This window comes from Alteromonas sp. AWJ4_199, assembly GCF_056159165.1.
The window spans coordinates 1624241-1643479 of record NZ_JBSWUR010000001.1; the positions used below are offsets into that span (position 1 = coordinate 1624241).

General features: G+C 45.7%; 16 protein-coding genes and 1 pseudogene. 4 read left to right on the forward strand and 13 right to left on the reverse strand.

The window, feature by feature from the left end:
- Positions 1 to 18 precede the first annotated feature (18 nt).
- The 7 genes and pseudogenes from ACXAER_RS07050 to ACXAER_RS07080 all read right to left on the reverse strand — a co-directional run.
- A pseudogene (locus ACXAER_RS07050) lies at positions 19 to 747 on the reverse strand (PAS domain-containing protein); the annotation flags it as partial.
- A 436-nt stretch (positions 748 to 1183) separates the two neighbouring features.
- Positions 1184 to 2170, reverse strand: a complete 987-nt coding sequence (locus ACXAER_RS07055; RefSeq protein ID WP_474827863.1) for a glycosyl transferase family protein — start codon at positions 2168 to 2170, stop codon at positions 1184 to 1186.
- On the reverse strand, positions 2154 to 3131 hold the full coding sequence (cobA, locus tag ACXAER_RS07060) for a uroporphyrinogen-III C-methyltransferase (protein WP_474827866.1): 978 nt from the start codon (positions 3129 to 3131) through the stop codon (positions 2154 to 2156). The genes ACXAER_RS07055 and cobA overlap by 17 nt, the downstream gene beginning before the upstream one ends.
- Positions 3132 to 3143: 12 nt before the next feature.
- Complete coding sequence (locus ACXAER_RS07065; protein WP_474827868.1) at positions 3144 to 6068, reverse strand: nitrate reductase; 2925 nt, start codon at positions 6066 to 6068, stop codon at positions 3144 to 3146.
- A gap of 88 nt (positions 6069 to 6156) precedes the next feature.
- Positions 6157 to 6528: a nitrite reductase small subunit NirD gene (gene nirD / locus ACXAER_RS07070; RefSeq protein ID WP_474827870.1), complete on the reverse strand. Its 372-nt coding sequence runs from the start codon at positions 6526 to 6528 to the stop codon at positions 6157 to 6159.
- A gap of 36 nt (positions 6529 to 6564) precedes the next feature.
- Complete coding sequence (nirB, locus tag ACXAER_RS07075; RefSeq protein ID WP_474827872.1) at positions 6565 to 9114, reverse strand: nitrite reductase large subunit NirB; 2550 nt, start codon at positions 9112 to 9114, stop codon at positions 6565 to 6567.
- A 311-nt stretch (positions 9115 to 9425) separates the two neighbouring features.
- Complete coding sequence (locus tag ACXAER_RS07080) at positions 9426 to 10991, reverse strand: SulP family inorganic anion transporter (RefSeq protein WP_014978293.1); 1566 nt, start codon at positions 10989 to 10991, stop codon at positions 9426 to 9428.
- Positions 10992 to 11448: 457 nt separating this feature from the next.
- Here ACXAER_RS07080 and ACXAER_RS07085 point away from each other — a divergent pair, with 457 nt between their 5' ends.
- Entirely contained in the window at positions 11449 to 11736 is a 288-nt protein-coding gene (locus ACXAER_RS07085; protein WP_014948232.1) for a hypothetical protein, read from the forward strand.
- A 306-nt stretch (positions 11737 to 12042) separates the two neighbouring features.
- Positions 12043 to 13383 (forward strand): nitrate- and nitrite sensing domain-containing protein, encoded by a 1341-nt coding sequence (locus tag ACXAER_RS07090; RefSeq protein ID WP_474827874.1) that lies wholly within the window; start codon positions 12043 to 12045, stop codon positions 13381 to 13383.
- A gap of 6 nt (positions 13384 to 13389) precedes the next feature.
- On the opposite strand, the gene ACXAER_RS07095 is transcribed toward ACXAER_RS07090, so the two are convergent.
- From ACXAER_RS07095 to ACXAER_RS07110, 4 genes are read right to left on the reverse strand one after another with little or no spacing between them, the layout of a single operon-like run.
- Positions 13390 to 14043: a nucleotidyltransferase family protein gene (locus ACXAER_RS07095; RefSeq protein WP_474827876.1), complete on the reverse strand. Its 654-nt coding sequence runs from the start codon at positions 14041 to 14043 to the stop codon at positions 13390 to 13392.
- Positions 14044 to 14045: 2 nt separating this feature from the next.
- A complete protein-coding gene (locus ACXAER_RS07100; RefSeq protein ID WP_474827878.1) occupies positions 14046 to 14738 on the reverse strand; it encodes a phosphatase PAP2 family protein in 693 nt (230 codons plus the stop codon).
- A gap of 32 nt (positions 14739 to 14770) precedes the next feature.
- Entirely contained in the window at positions 14771 to 15091 is a 321-nt protein-coding gene (locus ACXAER_RS07105) for a BolA family protein (protein WP_474827880.1), read from the reverse strand.
- Between the two features lie 5 nt (positions 15092 to 15096).
- Positions 15097 to 15750 (reverse strand): alpha-ketoglutarate-dependent dioxygenase AlkB family protein, encoded by a 654-nt coding sequence (locus tag ACXAER_RS07110; protein ID WP_474827882.1) that lies wholly within the window; start codon positions 15748 to 15750, stop codon positions 15097 to 15099.
- A 307-nt stretch (positions 15751 to 16057) separates the two neighbouring features.
- Here ACXAER_RS07110 and ACXAER_RS07115 point away from each other — a divergent pair, with 307 nt between their 5' ends.
- Together ACXAER_RS07115 and ACXAER_RS07120 are read left to right on the forward strand one after the other, a co-directional pair.
- Positions 16058 to 17290, forward strand: a complete 1233-nt coding sequence (locus ACXAER_RS07115; RefSeq protein WP_474827884.1) for a methyltransferase — start codon at positions 16058 to 16060, stop codon at positions 17288 to 17290.
- 74 nt (positions 17291 to 17364) lie between these two features.
- On the forward strand, positions 17365 to 17973 hold the full coding sequence (locus tag ACXAER_RS07120) for a peptidylprolyl isomerase (RefSeq protein WP_474827886.1): 609 nt from the start codon (positions 17365 to 17367) through the stop codon (positions 17971 to 17973).
- A gap of 55 nt (positions 17974 to 18028) precedes the next feature.
- Here ACXAER_RS07120 and ACXAER_RS07125 read toward each other — a convergent pair whose 3' ends face one another.
- On the reverse strand, positions 18029 to 18547 hold the full coding sequence (locus tag ACXAER_RS07125) for a GNAT family N-acetyltransferase (protein WP_474827888.1): 519 nt from the start codon (positions 18545 to 18547) through the stop codon (positions 18029 to 18031).
- Positions 18548 to 18586: 39 nt separating this feature from the next.
- A complete protein-coding gene (locus tag ACXAER_RS07130) occupies positions 18587 to 19210 on the reverse strand; it encodes a gamma-glutamylcyclotransferase (protein ID WP_474827890.1) in 624 nt (207 codons plus the stop codon).
- Positions 19211 to 19239 lie beyond the last annotated feature (29 nt).

Sequence of the window (19239 nt, forward strand, 5' to 3'; positions counted from 1 at the left end):
GACTTTATAAAGGTTTCCGTCTTCATTTCTAATTGGGTTATACGACGCTTCTAACCAAACTTCGTTGCCCCTACTGTCTATTCGCTTAAACCTACCTGATTCTAATCTCCCTTCAGCTAAGTCCCGCCAGAAATGTTTATATTCTTCTGAATTAGCTTCTTGTTCGGTACAAAACATTCTGTGATGCTTACCTTCTATTTGCTCTAGGGTGTAACCCATACCTTTAAGAAAGTTGTCATTCGCTGTTATTATTGTGCCATCTAAATTGAACTCAATGACAGCAGAAGAGCGATGGAGCGCATCAATCATATCGCGCAGTTCGTTGCTATGCGTGATGTTCCGCGTTTGTTCTGCCATGTAGAAGGCGATATATTTTACGTTACCGTTCGCGTCATCAACGGGCTGCACAATACCGCGTACCCACATTTCTTGACCTTTCGCATCTAAAAAACTGACTGCTCCATGCCAATGACGATGCGTTTTAATCGCACCGAGCATATCCTGTCCAGCAGGTTTTCTAAGCGCACTTTGGCTCATCAATCTCTCTAGAGACTTTCCCTCTAATTCACCTATTGAGTAACCAGTTGCCTGAGAACACAAGTCGTTGATAGCATTAACCCTACCGTCAGGGTTTAATTCTATATAAAGCATCTCTTCGCGCAGCTCCTCCTGAACTGTTTGATATGCCTCAATCTCCTTTTTCAAACGTAAGTTTTCAGCTATTACCTCTTTATTTTTGAAAAACATCCTCTGCTCCTGATGAACTAAGCGCGCTTATTCGTCAGCCTGTAAGCCTTCGGCGATGCAGCACATTTGAAATAGTACGTGCTCCGTCATTCGCCATTACGGTTAGTGTCTGAAACGATAAGCTAATTTTTTCGGTTTTGATTAAAGATAGCAGAGGGAATCGAGATTATTAGGGATTAATAAAAATAAAAGCATTAATATTTGTTGGTCTATGAAAGATCTTTCCCTGTGAACCAGAACAAGCAAGCTCTGGGCTTGCTCAGCCTCACTTTACGGAAGCGATGTATATACGCAGCGATTAAGCAATACGACGATTGGCGATTTTTCGTCAATCAACAAGCTTTTTATGCTCTGATAAATTCCATGTTTAAGCTGGTAGTTCGCGATCAATTAAGCGTGCTCTCTTATAAAGTAAATGGTCAACACAACCAAGTCATTAGAATGGCGATGCGCTCTTATCTCGCTGCGCCCAAAGCTGTCGTGCTTGCGATAAAGCATCTGCAACATCACAACTTTGTAGAAGCACTAGATAGCTGGCAAGCGTACTTAAAATGGCCTGTTCACCGTAAAGGCTGCTTGCTTTACCCGCCCACACATCAAGCATGTCGTCTACGTTCATATCTTTGTCTTTTAGCGCCCACTTGTCAGCAACCACCGGCATTATTACTTCGTCAGTTTTACCATTACGGGTAATGAAAAGTTCGGTTTCTCGTTCTCCGTTAACCTCGGGGTCGCCACCATCGCCGCGAAAACAAAGAGCGTTTATCGACGGATAATTTTCATTAACGCGACAATGCTTATGGTCAAGGTGCATGTGGTAAACCCCTTGCACACAGAACTCTGCGCTAGTGGGGTTCAATAGTCTGGCTAGGGTGTTGGCACAAGAGCGTAGCCCAAACACGTCGCGCAGCTTAATAATGGTATCAAGCGCGGGCAGTAAATATGATAAATCGAGATAGGTTACGCCTTTATCAGCAAGCTGCTGGTTTGCCTCAGCGATACTGGTGACTTCAGGTAGTCCCAACTTTGGCAATGCTATGCTTGCATAAAGACGACCAGAACCGGGTTCATGGGCACCGTGAAGCATAATGGAATAACCGTTTTTGGCTAGTACGGCTACGGCCAGTAAGTACCAAGGAAGCTGACGACGTTTTCCTGCATAACACCCAATATCTAACGTTGGGGTAAGTGTCTTAACTTCAGGCTCAATCAGTTCTCGGCACGCATCGACAAAACCAATCACTTCTTCTGGCGTCTCTTCACGGGTGCGAAGTAACATAAGAAATGCGCCCCGTTGATCGCCGGTTACTTCATTGGCCAATACCATTTTCATGGCATGATAAGCTTCATCACGGGTAAGGCTACGCCCCCCTTTTTGACCCTTACCAATAATCTTAATGTATTCGCTAAATGGTTGCTGCATGTTCGGATGAATGAAGTAGAAGTGTATTTACCTGTTGTCGAGACTCTACCACCTTTCCAAATATAAGTAACGTGGGCCCAGTTAAATTTGCCGCTGTTACTTTGCCATGTATATTGGCAAGCTCGCCAGTGATTACGCGCTGGTGAGGCGATGTAGCATTTTCAACTGCCGCTACCGGCCACGAACCTGGCACCTTGTGCTGTATCAAACCTTTGCAAAGCCCCTCAAGGCGGCTTAGCCCCATATAAACCACCATGGTTTGCTTTAATACATTCTGCGCCATCGGTGCCATTTCAGGCCATTGTTCTGCATCTTTAAAGTGTGCAGTCATAAAACTCACCGATTGGGCACAGCGCCTGTCGGTAAGAGGAATACCCGTATAGGCAGACACGCCCGATGCGGCTGTAATACCAGGGACAATAGCAAAAGAAATGTTAGCTTTTGTTAGCGCATCGGTTTCTTCACAGGTTCTCGCAAACAAGGCTGGGTCACCACCTTTTAGTCGCACCACGGTGTGGCCCAAACTGGCAAGATCAACCACCCGCTTGCAAATAGCGTCTTGGGTAAAACTATGCTTCTTACAGCGCTTTCCTACATATTCTTTCGTTACACTAGATGGAATAAGCGAAAGGATATCTTCGCTTACAAGTGCGTCAAACAGTACCACGTCAGCTTGCTGTAAAAGGCGAAGCGCTTTTAAGGTAAGTAGCTCTGCATCGCCAGGACCTGCACCTACAATAAATACTTGGCCCTGTTCATTGCGCTCATCGCCAAGGTTTTCTGTATTCAGCCACCTGTCTAGGTACGAATACTTAGCCAAGGGTTTGAAATTGCCAGAACGCTGGCGAGTAGTCGAAGTCTTAGCCACAGTGGCATCGCGATAAAAAAGATTAGACAGAGGTTTCTGCTGTTTGAATAAGGTGCGCAAAAACGGTAAAGACCAGCTAGATGCAATTGACATAATTTAACGCTCCTAAACAGATTGGGTTTCTATAACTAAATGCTTGTCTATAAGCTCGTACAAGGCGGGCTTACAAGAACCACAGTTCGTGCCGCATTTTAACTGCTTACCAAGTTCGGTTACCGATGAACAGCCTTTGGTGATGGCATCTGTAATCGTCCTTTCACGCACTTCAAAACAGCTACAAACTACATCGCCTTTTAGAAATGCGTCATCCACTTGGCCTCGTAATAAATTGCGTTGTGACTCAGTGGAAATCGCCGTATTTAATAGGCTGGCAAGCCACGCATTCGGCACAGTCCACGTGCTTGTTGTGTCTGCCGCCACAAGAGCCGCGCCTGTTTTTTCTGGCTCATCACCCAAAAATGCAGCGAAGCACAGTAAGCCATCGACAAGCGCAAGACATACTGAAAAAGTGTGATGTTGAAACTGTAATAGCACCGCGTTTTGCGGTAACTGTGGTATCAAGCTTTGAGTAAATTCACGACGGCTTTTGTTGGAGGCTACATTTAATACTGATAGTGATTCTTCAGAACTACTTCCTTTCGATGTAGCGCTTTCGGCTTCAAGTGGTGTTTTATTCCAGTAATCACATATTTTCTTCAGCGCATCGTGATTATCAATGCTGGGATTATCGATGTTGGGATTATCAATACTGGGGTTATCAATGTTGCTTTTTGAGTCGTGTGCCGATTGTATTTTTGACGATAAAAAGAGTTTTCCATACGTAGCGTAACGTACAGGTGCAATAGCCACTGCAGCATGCTTTAGTTCCGGCTGCCCTGAAATTGGGTCTACCGCGCTCGCGTAAAGTGCACCTAGTTTACTGTGCGACCCCCATTGCGCAGACCAATGAATGGGAATGAATACTTCGCCTTTGCGCATATCCGTATCCGTTTTTACCGGATAGATAACAGGGGCGTCTTTACACACTGCACTTGTCAAAGAGACGAGGTCATTATTTGCAACACCTAACTCAGCAGCGTCTTTTGGGTTTATGTATACAGGGGCGCTGGGCATATGGGCGAGTAACTTTGCGGCTTTACCCGTGCGCGTCATGGTATGCCATTGATCTCGAGCTCGACCGCTGTTAACGACAAAAGGGTAAGCGTCTGACATAACCTGCAATGGGGCTTTATAGGTTACGGGAATCAGTTTAGCCTTACCGCTAGGCGTCGAAAACTGCTTATCTTCAAAAGGACGCTTACTGATAAGGTTGGGCTTAGTGTTTGCGTTAAGCTTGGTACCGGATGAGGGAGTATTCAAAACCGCGTTATAAAAAGGCCACTGGATAGGTGATAGAGCGTTGTACTGAGCTTCATTTAGACTTTGCAAAGGTGATAAGTCTAACTGGCGTTTGCCATTATTGTGATAGCCAGTTAAGCCAGCGTATTCACAAAATATTTGCGACGGATGAGTAAAGCTAAATGCCTCGCCAAAACCCATTTTAGCCGCCACGTCGCACAGTATTTGCCAATCGTGTTTTGCACTTCCAGGCGGGTGCAATATGCCCCGCTGACGTGAAATACGGCGCTCTGAGTTCGTCACTGTGCCGTCTTTTTCTGACCAACCCGTAGCAGGGAGGGCAATGTGGGCGTAGTCAAGCGTATCATTCGCTTCAACAATATCAGACACTACGACCATCCCGCACTTTGAAAGTGCGCGCTCAACTTGTCCTCGGTTGGGCATACTGACAACAGGGTTAGTCCCCATTATCCAAACGAATTTTACTTTACCTTCTTCAATGGCGTTAAAAAGGTCTACCGCCTTAAGCCCCAGACCTTTGGGCATAACGGGTGCGTCCCAGTAGGTTTTTACTGCTTCGATATGCTCAGGATTTTCTAAATCCATGTGGGCAGCTAGCATGTTAGCTAAACCACCGACTTCACGCCCTCCCATGGCATTGGGCTGACCTGTGATTGAGAACGGCCCACACCCGTCTTTGGCAATCAAGTCTGTAGCTAGGTGGCAGTTAATAATGGCTTGGGCTTTATCTACGCCAGCGGAAGACTGATTAACGCCCATAGAATAAAAAGTAATGGCGCTAGATGCTTCACAGAATGCGTCGAAAAAAGCCTTAACCTTGCTTTTTTCTATATCGCATACGCTAGCCACGTCATCCAGCGTTAAGCCACTTGCACTTTCAAGCGTTTCATCAAGCCCCTCGGCATAGGTCTCAACGGCGGATTTGTCTATTCGGCCTTGCGCGTTTGCATAGCTGAGTAAACCGTTAAATAGCGCAACGTCGCTACCCGGCTTTATAGGAAGGTGTAAATCGGCAATGGTACAGGTTTCGGTTTTGCGTGGGTCAACAACAATGACCTTCATATTCGGATTTTTCAGCTTTGCTCGCTGAATGCGCTGAAAAAGCACAGGATGGGCCCACGCCGTATTACTTCCCGTAATTACCAATAAATCTGTACATTCCAGGTCGGTGTAATCGCAAGGCACCACGTCTTCACCAAAGGCGCGCTTATAAGCAGCTACCGCTGATGACATGCAAAGTCGAGAGTTGGTATCTATATTGGCACTGCCGATATAACCTTTCATAAGCTTATTGGCAATGTAGTAGTCTTCAGTAAGAAGCTGGCCTGAAACATAAAAAGCAACGGCATCCGCGCCATACTGCGCAATGGTAGATGTGATCTTATCCGCAATCACATCGGTGGCCGTGTCCCAATCCACCGATTGACCTGCAATGGTTGGGTGAAGCAAACGTCCATTTAGGTCGTTTGTTTCAAGCAGGTTTGTTCCTTTAACACACAATCTTCCATAATTGGCGGGATGCTCTGGCGTGCCTTTAACAGTGTCCAGGGTTGTGGCACGCTTGCTTACGTTGCAACTGATATCTACACCACACCCTACGCCGCAGTATGGGCATGTTGTTTGTCTTAATTGTTCAGACATCATATCGGGTTGTCGTGTAGCCATATTCATTTCATTACCTTTTTCGATATCGAAGTAGTTGAATGCGTTTTTGCAAGAAGACTCTATTCATGTGGGCATTCAAATAGGGTCAGTTTGCTTAAATGCCTACAAAGACCTTCTCGCCCTCGACCTTCACAGGGTAAGCCGTGACGAACACATCATCGTGTTCTTTACACAGCCCGGTTTCTAAAAAGTAATGCTCTTTGTACAACGGCGAAGCGACAACTGGCGCACCGCCTATCGACCCCAAAAGCCCGCGATAAAGCACGTTTGCTTTACCAATAGGGTCGTAGTTACTAATGGCGAAAACCTGGGTTTCGCCGTTTATCTTCAAACTGAAAAGCGCTACTTGCTGTGAGTCGACAAGGGCGCAAACCCCACTGTTTGTCACTAAGTCGTTCGTCTCACAAACATAGTGCCATTGCACTTGCTGTGGTTCTGACGCCATTACATTTTGCGCTGCTGACATAATTTGATTCTCCTAACAGGGTTGATAAGCCAGTGGCTACACCATAGAGACAGGAATGAACTGATCTTTACCCGCTACTTTTTCAGCTTCAGTAGCTGGGCGAACCTGGCCTCGCTCTGAAACAAACTGAATGTTGGTGTCGCTAGCATTGCTGTTTACAAATTGACGGAAACGCTTGCGCGACTCAGGGTTTTCAATGGTAGTTTTCCATTCGCACTGATAGGCATCAACCACAGCATCCATCTGCGCTTCAAGCTCACTATTAATGCCAAGTGCATCGTTGATTACAACATCTTGCAAGTAAGCTAGCCCACCCTCTAAGTTGTCCATCCATACCGATGTGCGCTGTAGGCGATCAGCCGTTTTCACGTAAAACATCAGCACGCGGTCGATGTACTTAATTAGGGTTTCGGTATCTAGGTCGGTGGCAAACCGGTCTGCATGTCGAGGCTTCATGCCGCCATTCCCGCAAACATACAGGTTCCAGCCTTGCTCGGTAGCAATAACGCCAATGTCTTTGCTTTGGGCTTCTGCGCACTCACGGGTACACCCCGAGACGGCAAATTTAATTTTGTGGGGCGCACGTAAGCCTTTATAACGATTCTCTAAGTCAATGGCAGTTCCAACAGAATCCTGTACACCGTAGCGGCACCATGTGCTGCCCACACACGATTTCACGGTACGCAGTGCCTTCGCGTAAGCATGGCCGGTTTCAAAACCGCCAGCGACGAGTTTTTCCCAGATATCCGGTAAGTGCTCTACGCGCGCTCCAAATAAATCAATGCGCTGACCACCCGTGATCTTGGTGTACAAGTTGTATTCTTTTGCCACTTCACCTAGCAAAATCAACTTCTCAGGCGTTATTTCGCCACCAGGTACACGCGGTACAACGGAATACGTGCCATCTTTTTGCATGTTGCCAAGGTAGATATCGTTGGTGTCTTGCAGAGGAAGATGTGAAGCCTTAAGAATGTAGTCGTTATACACCGAGGCTAAAATTGAGCCGACAGCGGGCTTACAAATTTCACACCCTAGACCTTCACCATGCTGCTCTAGTAGCTCGTCGAAGGTGCGAATGCCGTTAACCTTAACAATGTGAAACAGCTCTTGTCGGGTGTAATTGAAGTGCTCACAAATCGCTTTTGATACTTCAACACCGCGCTTTTCAAGCTCGCTATCTACTACATTTTTAAGCAACGCAGCACATCCACCACAACCAGTACTGGCTTTAGTTTCACCTTTTACATCGCCAACGCTGCAACAGCCACCTTCAATAGCTGAGACAATGTCGCCTTTCGTTACATTTAGGCACGAGCATATAGACGCAGTGTCTGGCAGTGCATCGGCACCTAATGCTGGTGCGGCATCAGATGATGGCAGAATGAGGCTCTCTGGATGTTCAGGCAATTCGATGCTGTTAAGCGCATATTGTAATAGCGTATCGTAGTCGCTGGTATCGCCAACGAGTACAGCACCAAGCACAAGCTTTTGCTCGCTATCTACTACCAGCTTTTTATACACGCCTTCAGGCTGATTTAAGTAGGTGTAGCTAAGCGCACCTTCTGTACGTTCATGGGCATCGCCAATTGAGCCCACTTCAACGCCCATTAGCTTGAGTTTGGTACTCATATCTGCGCCTGTGAACTCGGCATCGCCGCCGGTGATATGACTTACAGCCGTGCGCGCCATGGTATATCCAGGTGCTACCAGGCCAAAGATTTTATTATCCCACAGCGCACATTCACCCACAGCGTAAATGTTTGGGTCAGATGTCACGCAGTGGTTATCAATGACAATACCGCCGCGCTCACCCAGTGTTAGCGCTGACTTTCTGCCGAGCTGGTCGGAAGGTCGAATACCAGCAGAAAAAAGAATCATGTCAGTTTCTAGTGCAGTGCCGTCAGCAAACACCATTTTATAGCGGCAGTTATCACCGGCCTCAATAGTTTGCGTTGCCTTTTGAGTGTGAACCGTAACGCCCAACGCTTCAATTTTGTCCTTAAGAACGTTACCACCTGCTTGGTCTAGCTGTACCGCCATAAGCTGCGGGGCAAACTCAACCACGTGGGTGTCGAGACCAGCTTGCTTTAATGCGTTAGCAGCTTCTAAACCCAACAGCCCACCACCAACAACAACCCCTACTTTGCTAACCGCTGCTGAAGCTTCAATAGCGAGTAGATCGTCTATAGTACGGTACACCAAGCAATGCTCTTGATCGTTGCCAGGGATGGGTGGCACAAATGGGTATGAGCCCGTGGCTAGCACAAGCTTATCGTAGCTAAACACCTGCCCTTCTGAAGTCGTCACCTTATTATTGTCACGGTCTATATCGGTAACCAAGGCATTGGTAACTACGTTTACGCCCCACTCGGCGTACTGAGCGGGTGTAGTAAGCGCTAAGTCATCAGCACTCGCGCCGCTAAAAAAAGATGACAGATAAACGCGGTCGTACGCAAGGCGTGACTCACCGCATAAAACGGTTATTTCTACATTGGCATCGCTTTGGTGAAGCTGCTCAACAAAATGATGCCCCACCATGCCGTTGCCTACGACGACAATTTGCGTTTTTGAGTCCAATGAAGTCATGGTATTCCCCTTTTTTCGGGACAAAAAAAAGCCCGCTTCAACTTTCGTTGATGCGGGCTTCGTTGCCTATTTTGCCAACGGTTTAGGTCGGCTAACACATTTTACGGAGTGTTATAAATCACACAATTTTCAGCGATTGACACAAATCACCAAAACACACTTTACGCTTATAGCTATCCAAGTTCAGTGCCAAAACCGTAAGCAATTGTTTTTATTTGATTTACTACAAAATAAGCATTATTCAGACTTCACAACTGCACCAAACAAACGCAAAACTGTGTTTACTTGGTGCATTAAGGCTTTCAAATAACTTAGGCCAGCTTATCCGTCGCTACGCGATAGCGAGGATCTTCAACCACATTAATTTCAACAAACTTATCGGCCTTGCGAAGCAGTGAGCGACACTCATCACTGATATGGCGAATGTGTAGCTTTTTACCCTGCTCTTCGTATTTGTCAGCAAGGGTATCTAGCGCATCAATACCTGATGAATCCCAAATGCGAGAGTCTTTGAAGTCAATAACTACATCGTTAGGGTCGTTGGCAATATCAAACAGGTCTTTGAAATGCGATACCGAGCCGAAGAACAGCGGGCCGTCTAGCTCATAGACTTTCCAACCGTCGTTATCGATATGGGATCTCGCTTCGATATGACGAGCGTGTTTCCATGCAAACACCAGTGCGGAAACGATAACACCCACCACAACCGCAATAGCCAGGTCAGCGATAACGGTAACGCCTGTTACTAGGAAAAGTACGAACGCATCCTCTTTGTTTACGCCGCGAATAATTCTGAATGACGCCCACTCAAATGTAGCGATAACCACCACGAACATAACGCCAACAAGGGCAGCGAGAGGAATCATTTCAATTAGCGGAGCAGCAAATAGAATAAAGCCTAATAATACAACCGCCGCGGTGATACCAGACAAGCGGCCACGGCCACCAGAGTTAATATTAATCATACTTTGGCCAATCATGGCGCAACCGCCCATACCGCCAAAGAAACCGTTTACGGTATTTGCAACGCCTTGGCCAACGCACTCTTTGTTACCACGTCCGCGGGTGTCCGTCATTTCATCAATTAATGAAAGGGTAAGAAGCGATTCTATAAGACCAACCAAGCAAAGAATCACTGAGGTAGGCAAAATGATCATGAAGGTTTCCCAGGTGAACGGCACCATAGGAATAGCAAAGCTAGGAAGTTCACCCGCTAGCGTTGCGGTATCGCGCTGGTCAGCTGGTAGCAAATCGCGAACAAAGTCGATTACAGTGCGCGCTTCAAGGTCAAGACCGTGTACTAACAAGGTTACCGTAACAATCGCTACCAGCGACGCAGGTACAGCTTTAGTTAGCTTTGGTAGTAAATAGATAATAGCCATAGTTAACGCCACAAGCCCTAACATCCAATATAGCAGCGTACCTTCCATCCACTGCAACTCACCGGCTGCGTTAGTGACTTTGAACTGGCCTAACTGCGCCAGGAAAATAACAATCGCCAAACCATTTACGAAGCCTAGCATTACCGGATATGGCACCAGTCGAATAAACTTCCCGAGCTTGAAAATACCGCACATTATTTGCAGTAAACCTGCCAAAATAACCGCGGCAAATAAATACTGCACGCCGTGTTGGGCAACCAGTGCCACCATTACAACGGCCATGGCGCCAGTAGCTCCAGAAATCATTCCTGGGCGGCCACCAATAGCGGAAGTGATCAAGCCCATCATGAAAGCCGCATAAAGACCAATCATTGGTTCTACGCCGGCTACAAATGCAAATGCTACGGCTTCAGGGACCAAGGCTAGCGCCACGGTAATACCTGATAGCACGTCGTTTTTAACGTTGCTGTCTTTACTGGTAATTAAATCGAACATGTTCTCTCAGAAGCTAAGATGTTAAACACAACAACCCACCGTGGCGTACACCGCGTGATAGCAGTACACCAAGTAGGCAGGATGATTTTTCGGCGATTCTATCACCATTGTAGCTTAAAATCTTTTAATAGATTGTTACTGATGCATAAACACTGCTTAGAGGACGCAGCGGCAAGACAACTTAGGCAAACGCCATTTAGTTTCTTGTTAATGTCGCTTCTAGGTTTAGTGTAAGACGCGCTAAATTTTAAGGCCTTTGCTGACAAAAGGCATCTTACGTGGCATCGTATTGCAGTATTTTAATAAACTAGCCCCTCGGTGCGCTTAGCTCGTAGCATGAGCCCGTAGCATTAGCCCGTAGCATTAGTTCGTAACGTTAATCCGCTACTTTGCTTAAGTTGCACTTGATGATGTGGCAATGACGTAAGGCATAGGCCTTATTTAACGAGGAGTTTACGTGGTACCTTATATTCTTACCATTTTGTGCGTGTTAGTGGCAGGCGCGATTCATTGGATGTCGCCAAAGGCTTATTGGAAAGCCACCATTATGTCTACCGCCGTTATCTTACTATTTTCTGTCGCTGCGCTGTTTATTTTTAAGGCTTCAGGAATGCTTGTAAGCGAACATACCGGGGAAAATGCAGACTTCTCCGGCCAGATGCTTACCATTACTACTATGATTGCCTTTTTCGGTTTCTTGATTTCTCTCTTTGTCGGTTGGTTTCTCCGCGTGGTTAGAAACTAGCTTTTGATATTAAATCCAAGTATCTAAAGGCGGATTGCACCACTAATGTGCAATCCGCTTACACTCTCTTCTAAAGTGCCCGTCATTTTTAACTCACCGAATTGCAATTAATTTTGCGTTACACCTATAAAAGTGACGTCTGTTAAGCATTCGGCGCATTACTCCCCCATCCAGGCTTTGCCTAACTCCATTCTGATAAACAGGGCATAAGTGTTGCTTAATTCAACGTGCTTTAAAGCAATACTTCGCAAAAAAACTATCAATAAAAAAGCGAATTGCGTAAACCAACATTTAGCAGGGCCTCTTATGCTACACGAACCTGAACAAACCATTGCGCTTTGTAGTGATGCCACGAAACGTTTTTTGCTGGCCGCAAAACATGCAGAGATCACGGTGTTAGAACAGCTTTCTAGCAACTGTCGTATTGTTATTGCGGTTCGTGAGCTTATACATGAACTGCAAAAAGAGCGCGGAGCCAGCAATATCTTTCTCGCATCTAAAGCCGAGCGCTACAAAGCTGAGCGAATGCAGTATGTCAGTGCTAGTGAACAAGCAGAGTCAATGCTAAAAAGCCATTTGAAGTCTCTATACTTAACTGATGAGATTACTTCAGGCAACCCACGTTTATTGAGCAGTATTACTTTAGCCATGCAGGCGACAGACTATCTGCCACGCTTAAGAGAGCAAGTCAGTAAGCAGCAGCTAACGCCACTGGAATCAACTCGTGCCTACAGCCGTTTAGTGGCAAGTTTACTTACTGTCATTTTTGAAGCAGCAGATATAGCAAGCGACCCAACTATTACCCGTTTGCTGGTTGCTTTGTTCAACTTCATGCAGGCCAAAGAGTATGCTGGGCAAGAGCGAGCGTGGGGGGCAATTGGTTTTGCCGAAACCCATTTCGACGCGCGTTTATGTGAAAAACTTGCTGCGCTTCAGCAAGCCCAAGAACATCACTTCAATATATTCTGTGAATTTAGCTGTAAGCCGCATAAGGACGCGTTGGATGCTTTAAATAAAAGCCCAGCGGCAATAGATATTACACAGCTTAGAAATATGATCGCGCAGCTTGGAGACGGCAGCCCTATTGCCGCTGAAATATCTGAAGTTTGGTTCGATGTAGCGACTCGTCGCATAGATGCAATGCAAGGTATCGAGGTAGCACTGACAGAAGCCTTAACACAACAAGCTAACAGTAAAGTTGCCAATGCAAAAAATGAAATGGCCAATCATCAACAGTTGCTTACGCGCTTTAACGATGAGCACGCTAATGATGGCTCGCCGCTCACCTTATTGTTTGATCCTAGTATGCCGGGCTTAGCGGAAGATACAAAAGACGACGAAATTAAAACGCTGTCACTCAATGAGCAGACTAAAACCTTATCTGCTCACCGCTCTTTTTACGACTTACTGCGTTCACAAGCCCAGCATATAGAAGACATGGGGCGAGAGCTTGAAGAAGCTAAACGTGCAATTCAAGATCAGAAGCTGATAAGCCGAGCAAAACTGGTAGTCATGGAGCAATTTGGCCTAAGCGAAAACAACGCGTATCGCCGACTGCAAAAACAGGCCATGAGCGAAAATACAACCATAGCCTCTATTGCCGCTAAGGTAGTAGATATTACTACGAACAACTCTTTGAGAAAGTAGCTAGACCTATTTTAACCTTTGTTCGCGCAGCTTCAGTAAAGGCCAAACGTCAAGCCAATTCTTAGATCCGACTCGCTTACTAAAAACATCGGGTCTTGGATATTGGGGGTTAATACTTATGGTGCCGGCGAAATTTGCAACTAGGCCAAATGGTGCAAGTACGTCAAAATCATCATTCGCTAATAAGCGAACCGCAACACAGGTTTCTCGCTCTATCCAATATGAAATAGCGTCGTGGCAATTATTATAGGGAGCATGTCCGTGAGACAAATGCATACGCGCCTGGTTTTTCACCTGCCAATTAGCTTGGGGCATTATTCGGGTTAGCTGGCGTTCAATGGCTTTTTCTTGGTTTTTTATTTCTGATTTAGCGTCTGCAGTTATTAATGAGTGTTCTTGTTGTTGAAATGCTGGTTCTGTTGAAGTCTGGGCTACTGCAACATTCTGAGATACTGTGATTTCATCGCTAAAGTAAATCACATCAATATCGTTAAGCGGCGTTGGTTTAACCCTTTCGTGCAAATCATCCCATATAGCATTTCGCACAAATCCTGCACCTATGTAGCCCTGCGGTAAATCAAGCGACCGCAAGGCATGAAGGCAATCCATTCTGAAAGGGTCCCGCTTGATAATATCACCAAGCCGTTTGAGTTCTTGCACGCTTAACCTTTGTCTTTAATACGCAGCTTTCGCTTCCATTTAATCACGTAAAAGCAAAATGCAGCCATGCTTCCGCCAGCAAACCAGCCTGCGATAATATCACTAGGCCAGTGCACGCCCAGTAAAACACGGCTAAGGCCAATGCAAAATACCAGCAGAGTAGTCGCTAGGTATATCCATACTTGTACCCGCGTACTTTGCGTTAAATGTGTAAGCAAATGAGCCACATAAAAGTAAACAAGGGCTGATAGTGTGGCGTGAGCCGAAGGAAAACTTTGGGTATACACATCAACATGTTGCATGTTCAGCGATGGACGCGGTCTGTCGATCCCCGCTTTAAGTAGAAAAGTCATCGCAATTCCCACTGCAACGGCAATAATAAAGGTAATGGCCTTTTTCTTCTCTCCCGCCATACCCAAAGCACCTGCAACTGCTGCTACAACAAAAATTAGTACCGTATTGCTACCTAGCGCAGTGGTATCTCTAAGCACATCACGCTTCCACCCCGACACATTGCCTAGCTCGCTAATTGTGTTAAACACTGCATTATCAAATGACGTTAAAACGCCCATGTAAACAAACAGCATCATTAACAAAAAGCCTGTCCCAAGTAGTAAAACCTGAATAGCGGGTGCTTTTATCATGCTTAGATAATCGGCGATGGCGCTATTTTTTGTGTTTTTACTGCTTGTCATGTTTCTACTTCCATTTAATATGATTGAGGGTGCTACTTATCGTGCTTGCTGCCGCCAAGACAGTTAGGTGATGCTAGCGACTCTCCACCTCTCGCTTCCCACTCGGCCGGTGTATACGTGTGAAGCGCCAAAGCGTGAACAGGCCCCTGCAGCGCTTCTGCCGCAAGCCCGTTAATTTCTCTGTGCCTTGCTATTAAACGCTTACCTTCAAAGGCGTCGCTCACAACGGTAACTTTAAAGTGACTCTGCGCACCGTCTGGCACATTGTGCATGAAGCTTTCATCTACAACCTCAAGATAACTAGGACTAAGTGCCGCTTCAATCGTAGTTTCTAGAAACGCTTTTACTTGCATTTGGCTTACCTTGCTCTTTGAATAAGATGTCGAAATGTAAGGTTAATTCTACCACCGATAGGCTTAGCCGTCTTTGCAATACCGTGCACATAATGGCTTTGTGTCGCGCCTGCCATAATCAATACGCTACCGTGTTCAAGTAACTGCGTATGCTTTTCCTTTGTTTCTTTATGCTTAAAAACAAAGGGTCTTGCCTCACCTAGGGTAACTGATGCAATCACGGGGTTGATTCCTAACTCGGGTTCATCATCGGAATGAAAGCTCATACTGTCTTGCCCATCGCGGTACCAGTTGGCTAGCACGCTGTTGAACGTTACTTTGTACTGTGACGCGCACGATTTTTCACACAGTTGCTCACAGCGCGCTTTAATGTCTGCAAGGCTTTCCGTCCAAGGGTTCGGTGACATGGTTAAATTTGAATAGGTGTAAGTACAATCGGGATCGCCGTGCCAGCTTTGAAGCCGAGGAATTTTTACCGGCTTGCCAAACAGCCTAATCGTATCCTGGCGCCAGGGTAACTCTTCTTGCAGTTTTGCAAAAAAGGAATCTGCAGTAGCCTGCGATAGCGCGTTAGGAAAATAAGTGACATCACCTTCAACTAACGGGAGCTTATAAGACGTGCGCTTGTCTTCAGCCGTGTCGAACAGGGAAAATTGCATGTGTAAGAACTATAATTCCTTTGATATTTTAATTCTAGCTATCTACATAGCGGTTGACGGTGCCAATGCCCCCTTTAGAGCTTGTGTAATTACACCTTATTTTCAATGAGTACGCATGCTTTTCCAGTGCGGATTGCTCTGTCATCGTTAAATATCGTGCTTCATACAAGGTGCATCCAATACCGAAGAATAACGGGTTATTCGCTAGAGCCAAGTGGTTGATATGATAAGATAGACATTAGCACGTAAACTGAATGAGCATTCCCTAGTAGATAATGCTTTGAGCCTTCTCTAAAAACAGACCCCAATGAATACAGAATTTATATTTGCCGACCGCCAGTTCTCGCTGATTCGCTACCCTGAAAAGCACCAGCATGTAAGCCTTCAAGCATGGGATAGCGCAGATGAGCTTGTTATTGAGCACATCGAAACCTTGTTAAGTGAAACATCGCTTTCAATTGGCAGCGGTGAAAATGATGGGTCAATGATGATCTTTAACGACGACTTTGGTGCGTTAGGCTGCTGGTTTTCCCATTTAGCGCCTTACTGGGTATCCGATTCTTATATTTCGTTGCGTTCACTGTCTGAGAACTTGAAAGCCAATAAGTTACTTAATGCATCAGTAGATAACAGTTCAAGTGAGCTAGCGACCGCACCGCTGCAAACGTTAACCAGTGTACAAAGCTTAACGTTTAAACCAGAAACTGCACCTAGCCTTATCGTCATAAAAGTCCCTCGCGCCCTCGCTTTGCTAGAACAACAGCTTATCGATATACAAAAATATGTTACGCCTGATACTCGCATCGTCGCAACGGGCAAAGTGAAGGCCATTACGAAGTCGGTGCTTAACTTGTTTGAGCGATATATTGGCCCTACAACCACCTCTCTTGCTAAAAAGAAATCTCGGCTTATTTTCGCAACGCCTCGTGAGTCTCTAAAACTCGCTGACTCTCCCTATCCTACGCGCTGGCAGTGTAAAAGCACCATGGGCACAGAGCTTACTATCGATAACCTTGCCAACACATTTGCTCGGCAGTCGCTGGATATTGGCGCGCGTATTATGCTTGAGCACATGACGGTAAGTGCCAATGACGTAGTGGTAGATTTGGGCTGTGGTAATGGTGTATTGGGTGTAAACGCGCTGTCTCTCGCACCTGACGCCAAAGTGATATTCGTGGATGAGTCTTACATGGCGTTGGAAAGTGCCCGACTCAACGTGTTAAACAACTTTCCGGATAAAATCGACCAGTGCGAGTTTGTGGCAAGTAACTGCTTAGAAACACTCTTAAATCGCGAAAACAAACCAGCTGTTACTAAGATTTTGTGTAACCCTCCGTTTCATCAGCAAAACGCGATCACCGATCATATTGCATGGCAAATGTTTACTGATTCTCGTGAATTGCTGATTAAAAGTGGTCACTTAGTAGTGGTTGGTAACCGACACCTCGATTACCACATTAAACTTAAAAAGCTGTTTGGTGGCGCCAAGGTACTTGCGAGTGATAAAAAGTTCGTTATCTTAGGCACTGCAAAACGCTAAGCGCGAAGAAAAGTGCATAAAGAAAGCTGCGCAAAAAAGCGCTCGAATCAAGGAATACATTTAAAGGCATTTTTATGAAGAAAATACTTTTATCACTCATCACCGTTGTTATGCTGATTGGCAGCAGTTCGTCGGTTATGGCTAAGAAAGATGATGGGTCTCAGGTTCAGCCAGATAACTATTACCCACGGGTGAAAATAGAAACGACCATGGGCGATATCGTGGTTGAGCTAGACAGAAGACGCGCGCCAATTACGGTAAATAACTTTCTTCGTTATGTGGATAAGCGCGCCTACGAAGACACTATTTTTCACCGTATAGTGCCTGGTTTTGTTGTGCAAGGTGGAGGCTATACTGCTGACTTCAACGGCAAGTCGAACTTCCCCGATATATTCAATGAGTCTGGTAACGGTTTGACTAACGACCTGCACACTATTGCAATGGCTAGACAAGGTGACCCGCATACCGCAAACCGACAGTTTTTCTTCAATGTGAATGACAACAGCAGCTTAAACCCGGGCAGAGACTGGGGCTATGCAGTGTTTGGCGTGATTGTGGAAGGCGAAGATATTGTTGATGCGATGTCGGAAGTAGAAACTGAATACTCCATTCGCCTTAACGCGAATAACGTACCCATTGAGCCGATCATTATTAAAAAGATGACGGTGTTGCCGCCTCTATAACGACGGCTTGCTTTTCGTAAACTACTAACAAAAAACAGCCATAGAGAGCAATGCTTTATGGCTGTAAATCTAACCTTAACAAATGCTGTTTTGGAAAGGTTTTATCGAAGTAGAACCCCTGCTTTTTGAACCCAAGTCGCTGTAATAGCTTTTGCGATGCTTTATTGTCTGGGTGTGTCATTGCGGTTAAAAAGCCATACCCCTCAGCAGTAGCCCAGGCTATAACCTTCTTGCATGCCTCGTAGCATAAGCCGCTTCCTCTTGCTTCTGGCAGCATCGCAAAACCCAAATCTGGGCATTCAAATGCAAAGCGATTAAATAAACCACAAACCCCTAACGGCTGTTTAGTTTTATTTAGCTCAACCGCAAGTAGACCGTACCCCCACTCTTCTCGTTGTGAATTGGTTTTCCCAATGTAATCGCAGGCATCGTCTAACGTATTTACATTTTTACTTCCAATGTACTTAAGCCACAGCTCGTCTTGCTGTAATGCCAATACCCAGTGTTGATCATCAAACGTGAGCGGTCTTAAGGTAATTCTTTCGGAGGTTAAAATTGATGCTTCAGTATTCACACTAAACTCTCTGCCAAAGGGCGTTTGCTACTGCTAAAACTAGCGCTTCGCTAAAATTTTGTCTATCTGTTCAATAGCTTCACTATTTACCTTTGCTGCACGCGGATACTTGGGTTGTGCTCTGTCATTTACTCTTGGGTGCTTCCATAGCGACGTATGTGTTACAAATCGCTCCGCTTCTCTTATGCCACCGTGTTCAAGGCAACCGGCCATACAGGTATCAATATAGGTTTGGTTAACAGGGAATGCTTCGCTTGCTGGCTCGCACGCGAGTGTTTCACAAATCCAGAAAGTAAACTGCGACAATCGCTCATTTAACGCATCTTTTACCTCACCTTGATGAAGGTGAAAATCGAGTGCTTTAGGGCTTACTTCAATAAACCTATAGTCTTTTTCCCTCTCCTGTAAGGCAGGGTTAATTTGCGTGGGGATAAGCTGAGCGTTCAGATGACTGTGGACGTTGGCCACGGCGCCTACATAGGTTTGCTCTTCATGAATACTGCGCGTTACCCAAGCCCGTTCGAAGCCAGATACAGTTACAGGGATCCCTTTAGTGAAAATGTTTGAGTGGCGTTCTCGACTGTCTTTACTAAGTAAACTTCCGTAACCTAAAACCATATGCTTTTCGGTTTGCGTACTTAGCCAATTCGCTATTTCATTCATTTTTACCTCTACGTCATAGCCGCTTCATT

Bases quoted from the DNA above. Each gene is read 5' to 3' on its own strand.
- ACXAER_RS07130 (WP_474827890.1), bottom strand. From the start codon at position 19,210: ATGAATGAAATAGCGAATTGGCTAAGTACGCAAACCGAAAAGCATATG.
- ACXAER_RS07055 (WP_474827863.1), bottom strand. From the start codon at position 2,170: ATGCAGCAACCATTTAGCGAATACATTAAGATTATTGGTAAGGGTCAA.
- nirD (WP_474827870.1), bottom strand. From the start codon at position 6,528: ATGTCAGCAGCGCAAAATGTAATGGCGTCAGAACCACAGCAAGTGCAA.
- ACXAER_RS07100 (WP_474827878.1), bottom strand. From the start codon at position 14,738: ATGACAAGCAGTAAAAACACAAAAAATAGCGCCATCGCCGATTATCTA.
- nirB (WP_474827872.1), bottom strand. From the start codon at position 9,114: ATGACTTCATTGGACTCAAAAACGCAAATTGTCGTCGTAGGCAACGGC.
- ACXAER_RS07120 (WP_474827886.1), top strand. From the start codon at position 17,365: ATGAAGAAAATACTTTTATCACTCATCACCGTTGTTATGCTGATTGGC.
- cobA (WP_474827866.1), bottom strand. From the start codon at position 3,131: ATGTCAATTGCATCTAGCTGGTCTTTACCGTTTTTGCGCACCTTATTC.
- ACXAER_RS07090 (WP_474827874.1), top strand. From the start codon at position 12,043: ATGCTACACGAACCTGAACAAACCATTGCGCTTTGTAGTGATGCCACG.
- ACXAER_RS07105 (WP_474827880.1), bottom strand. From the start codon at position 15,091: ATGCAAGTAAAAGCGTTTCTAGAAACTACGATTGAAGCGGCACTTAGT.
- ACXAER_RS07080 (WP_014978293.1), bottom strand. From the start codon at position 10,991: ATGTTCGATTTAATTACCAGTAAAGACAGCAACGTTAAAAACGACGTG.
- ACXAER_RS07115 (WP_474827884.1), top strand. From the start codon at position 16,058: ATGAATACAGAATTTATATTTGCCGACCGCCAGTTCTCGCTGATTCGC.
- ACXAER_RS07110 (WP_474827882.1), bottom strand. From the start codon at position 15,750: ATGCAATTTTCCCTGTTCGACACGGCTGAAGACAAGCGCACGTCTTAT.
- ACXAER_RS07065 (WP_474827868.1), bottom strand. From the start codon at position 6,068: ATGAATATGGCTACACGACAACCCGATATGATGTCTGAACAATTAAGA.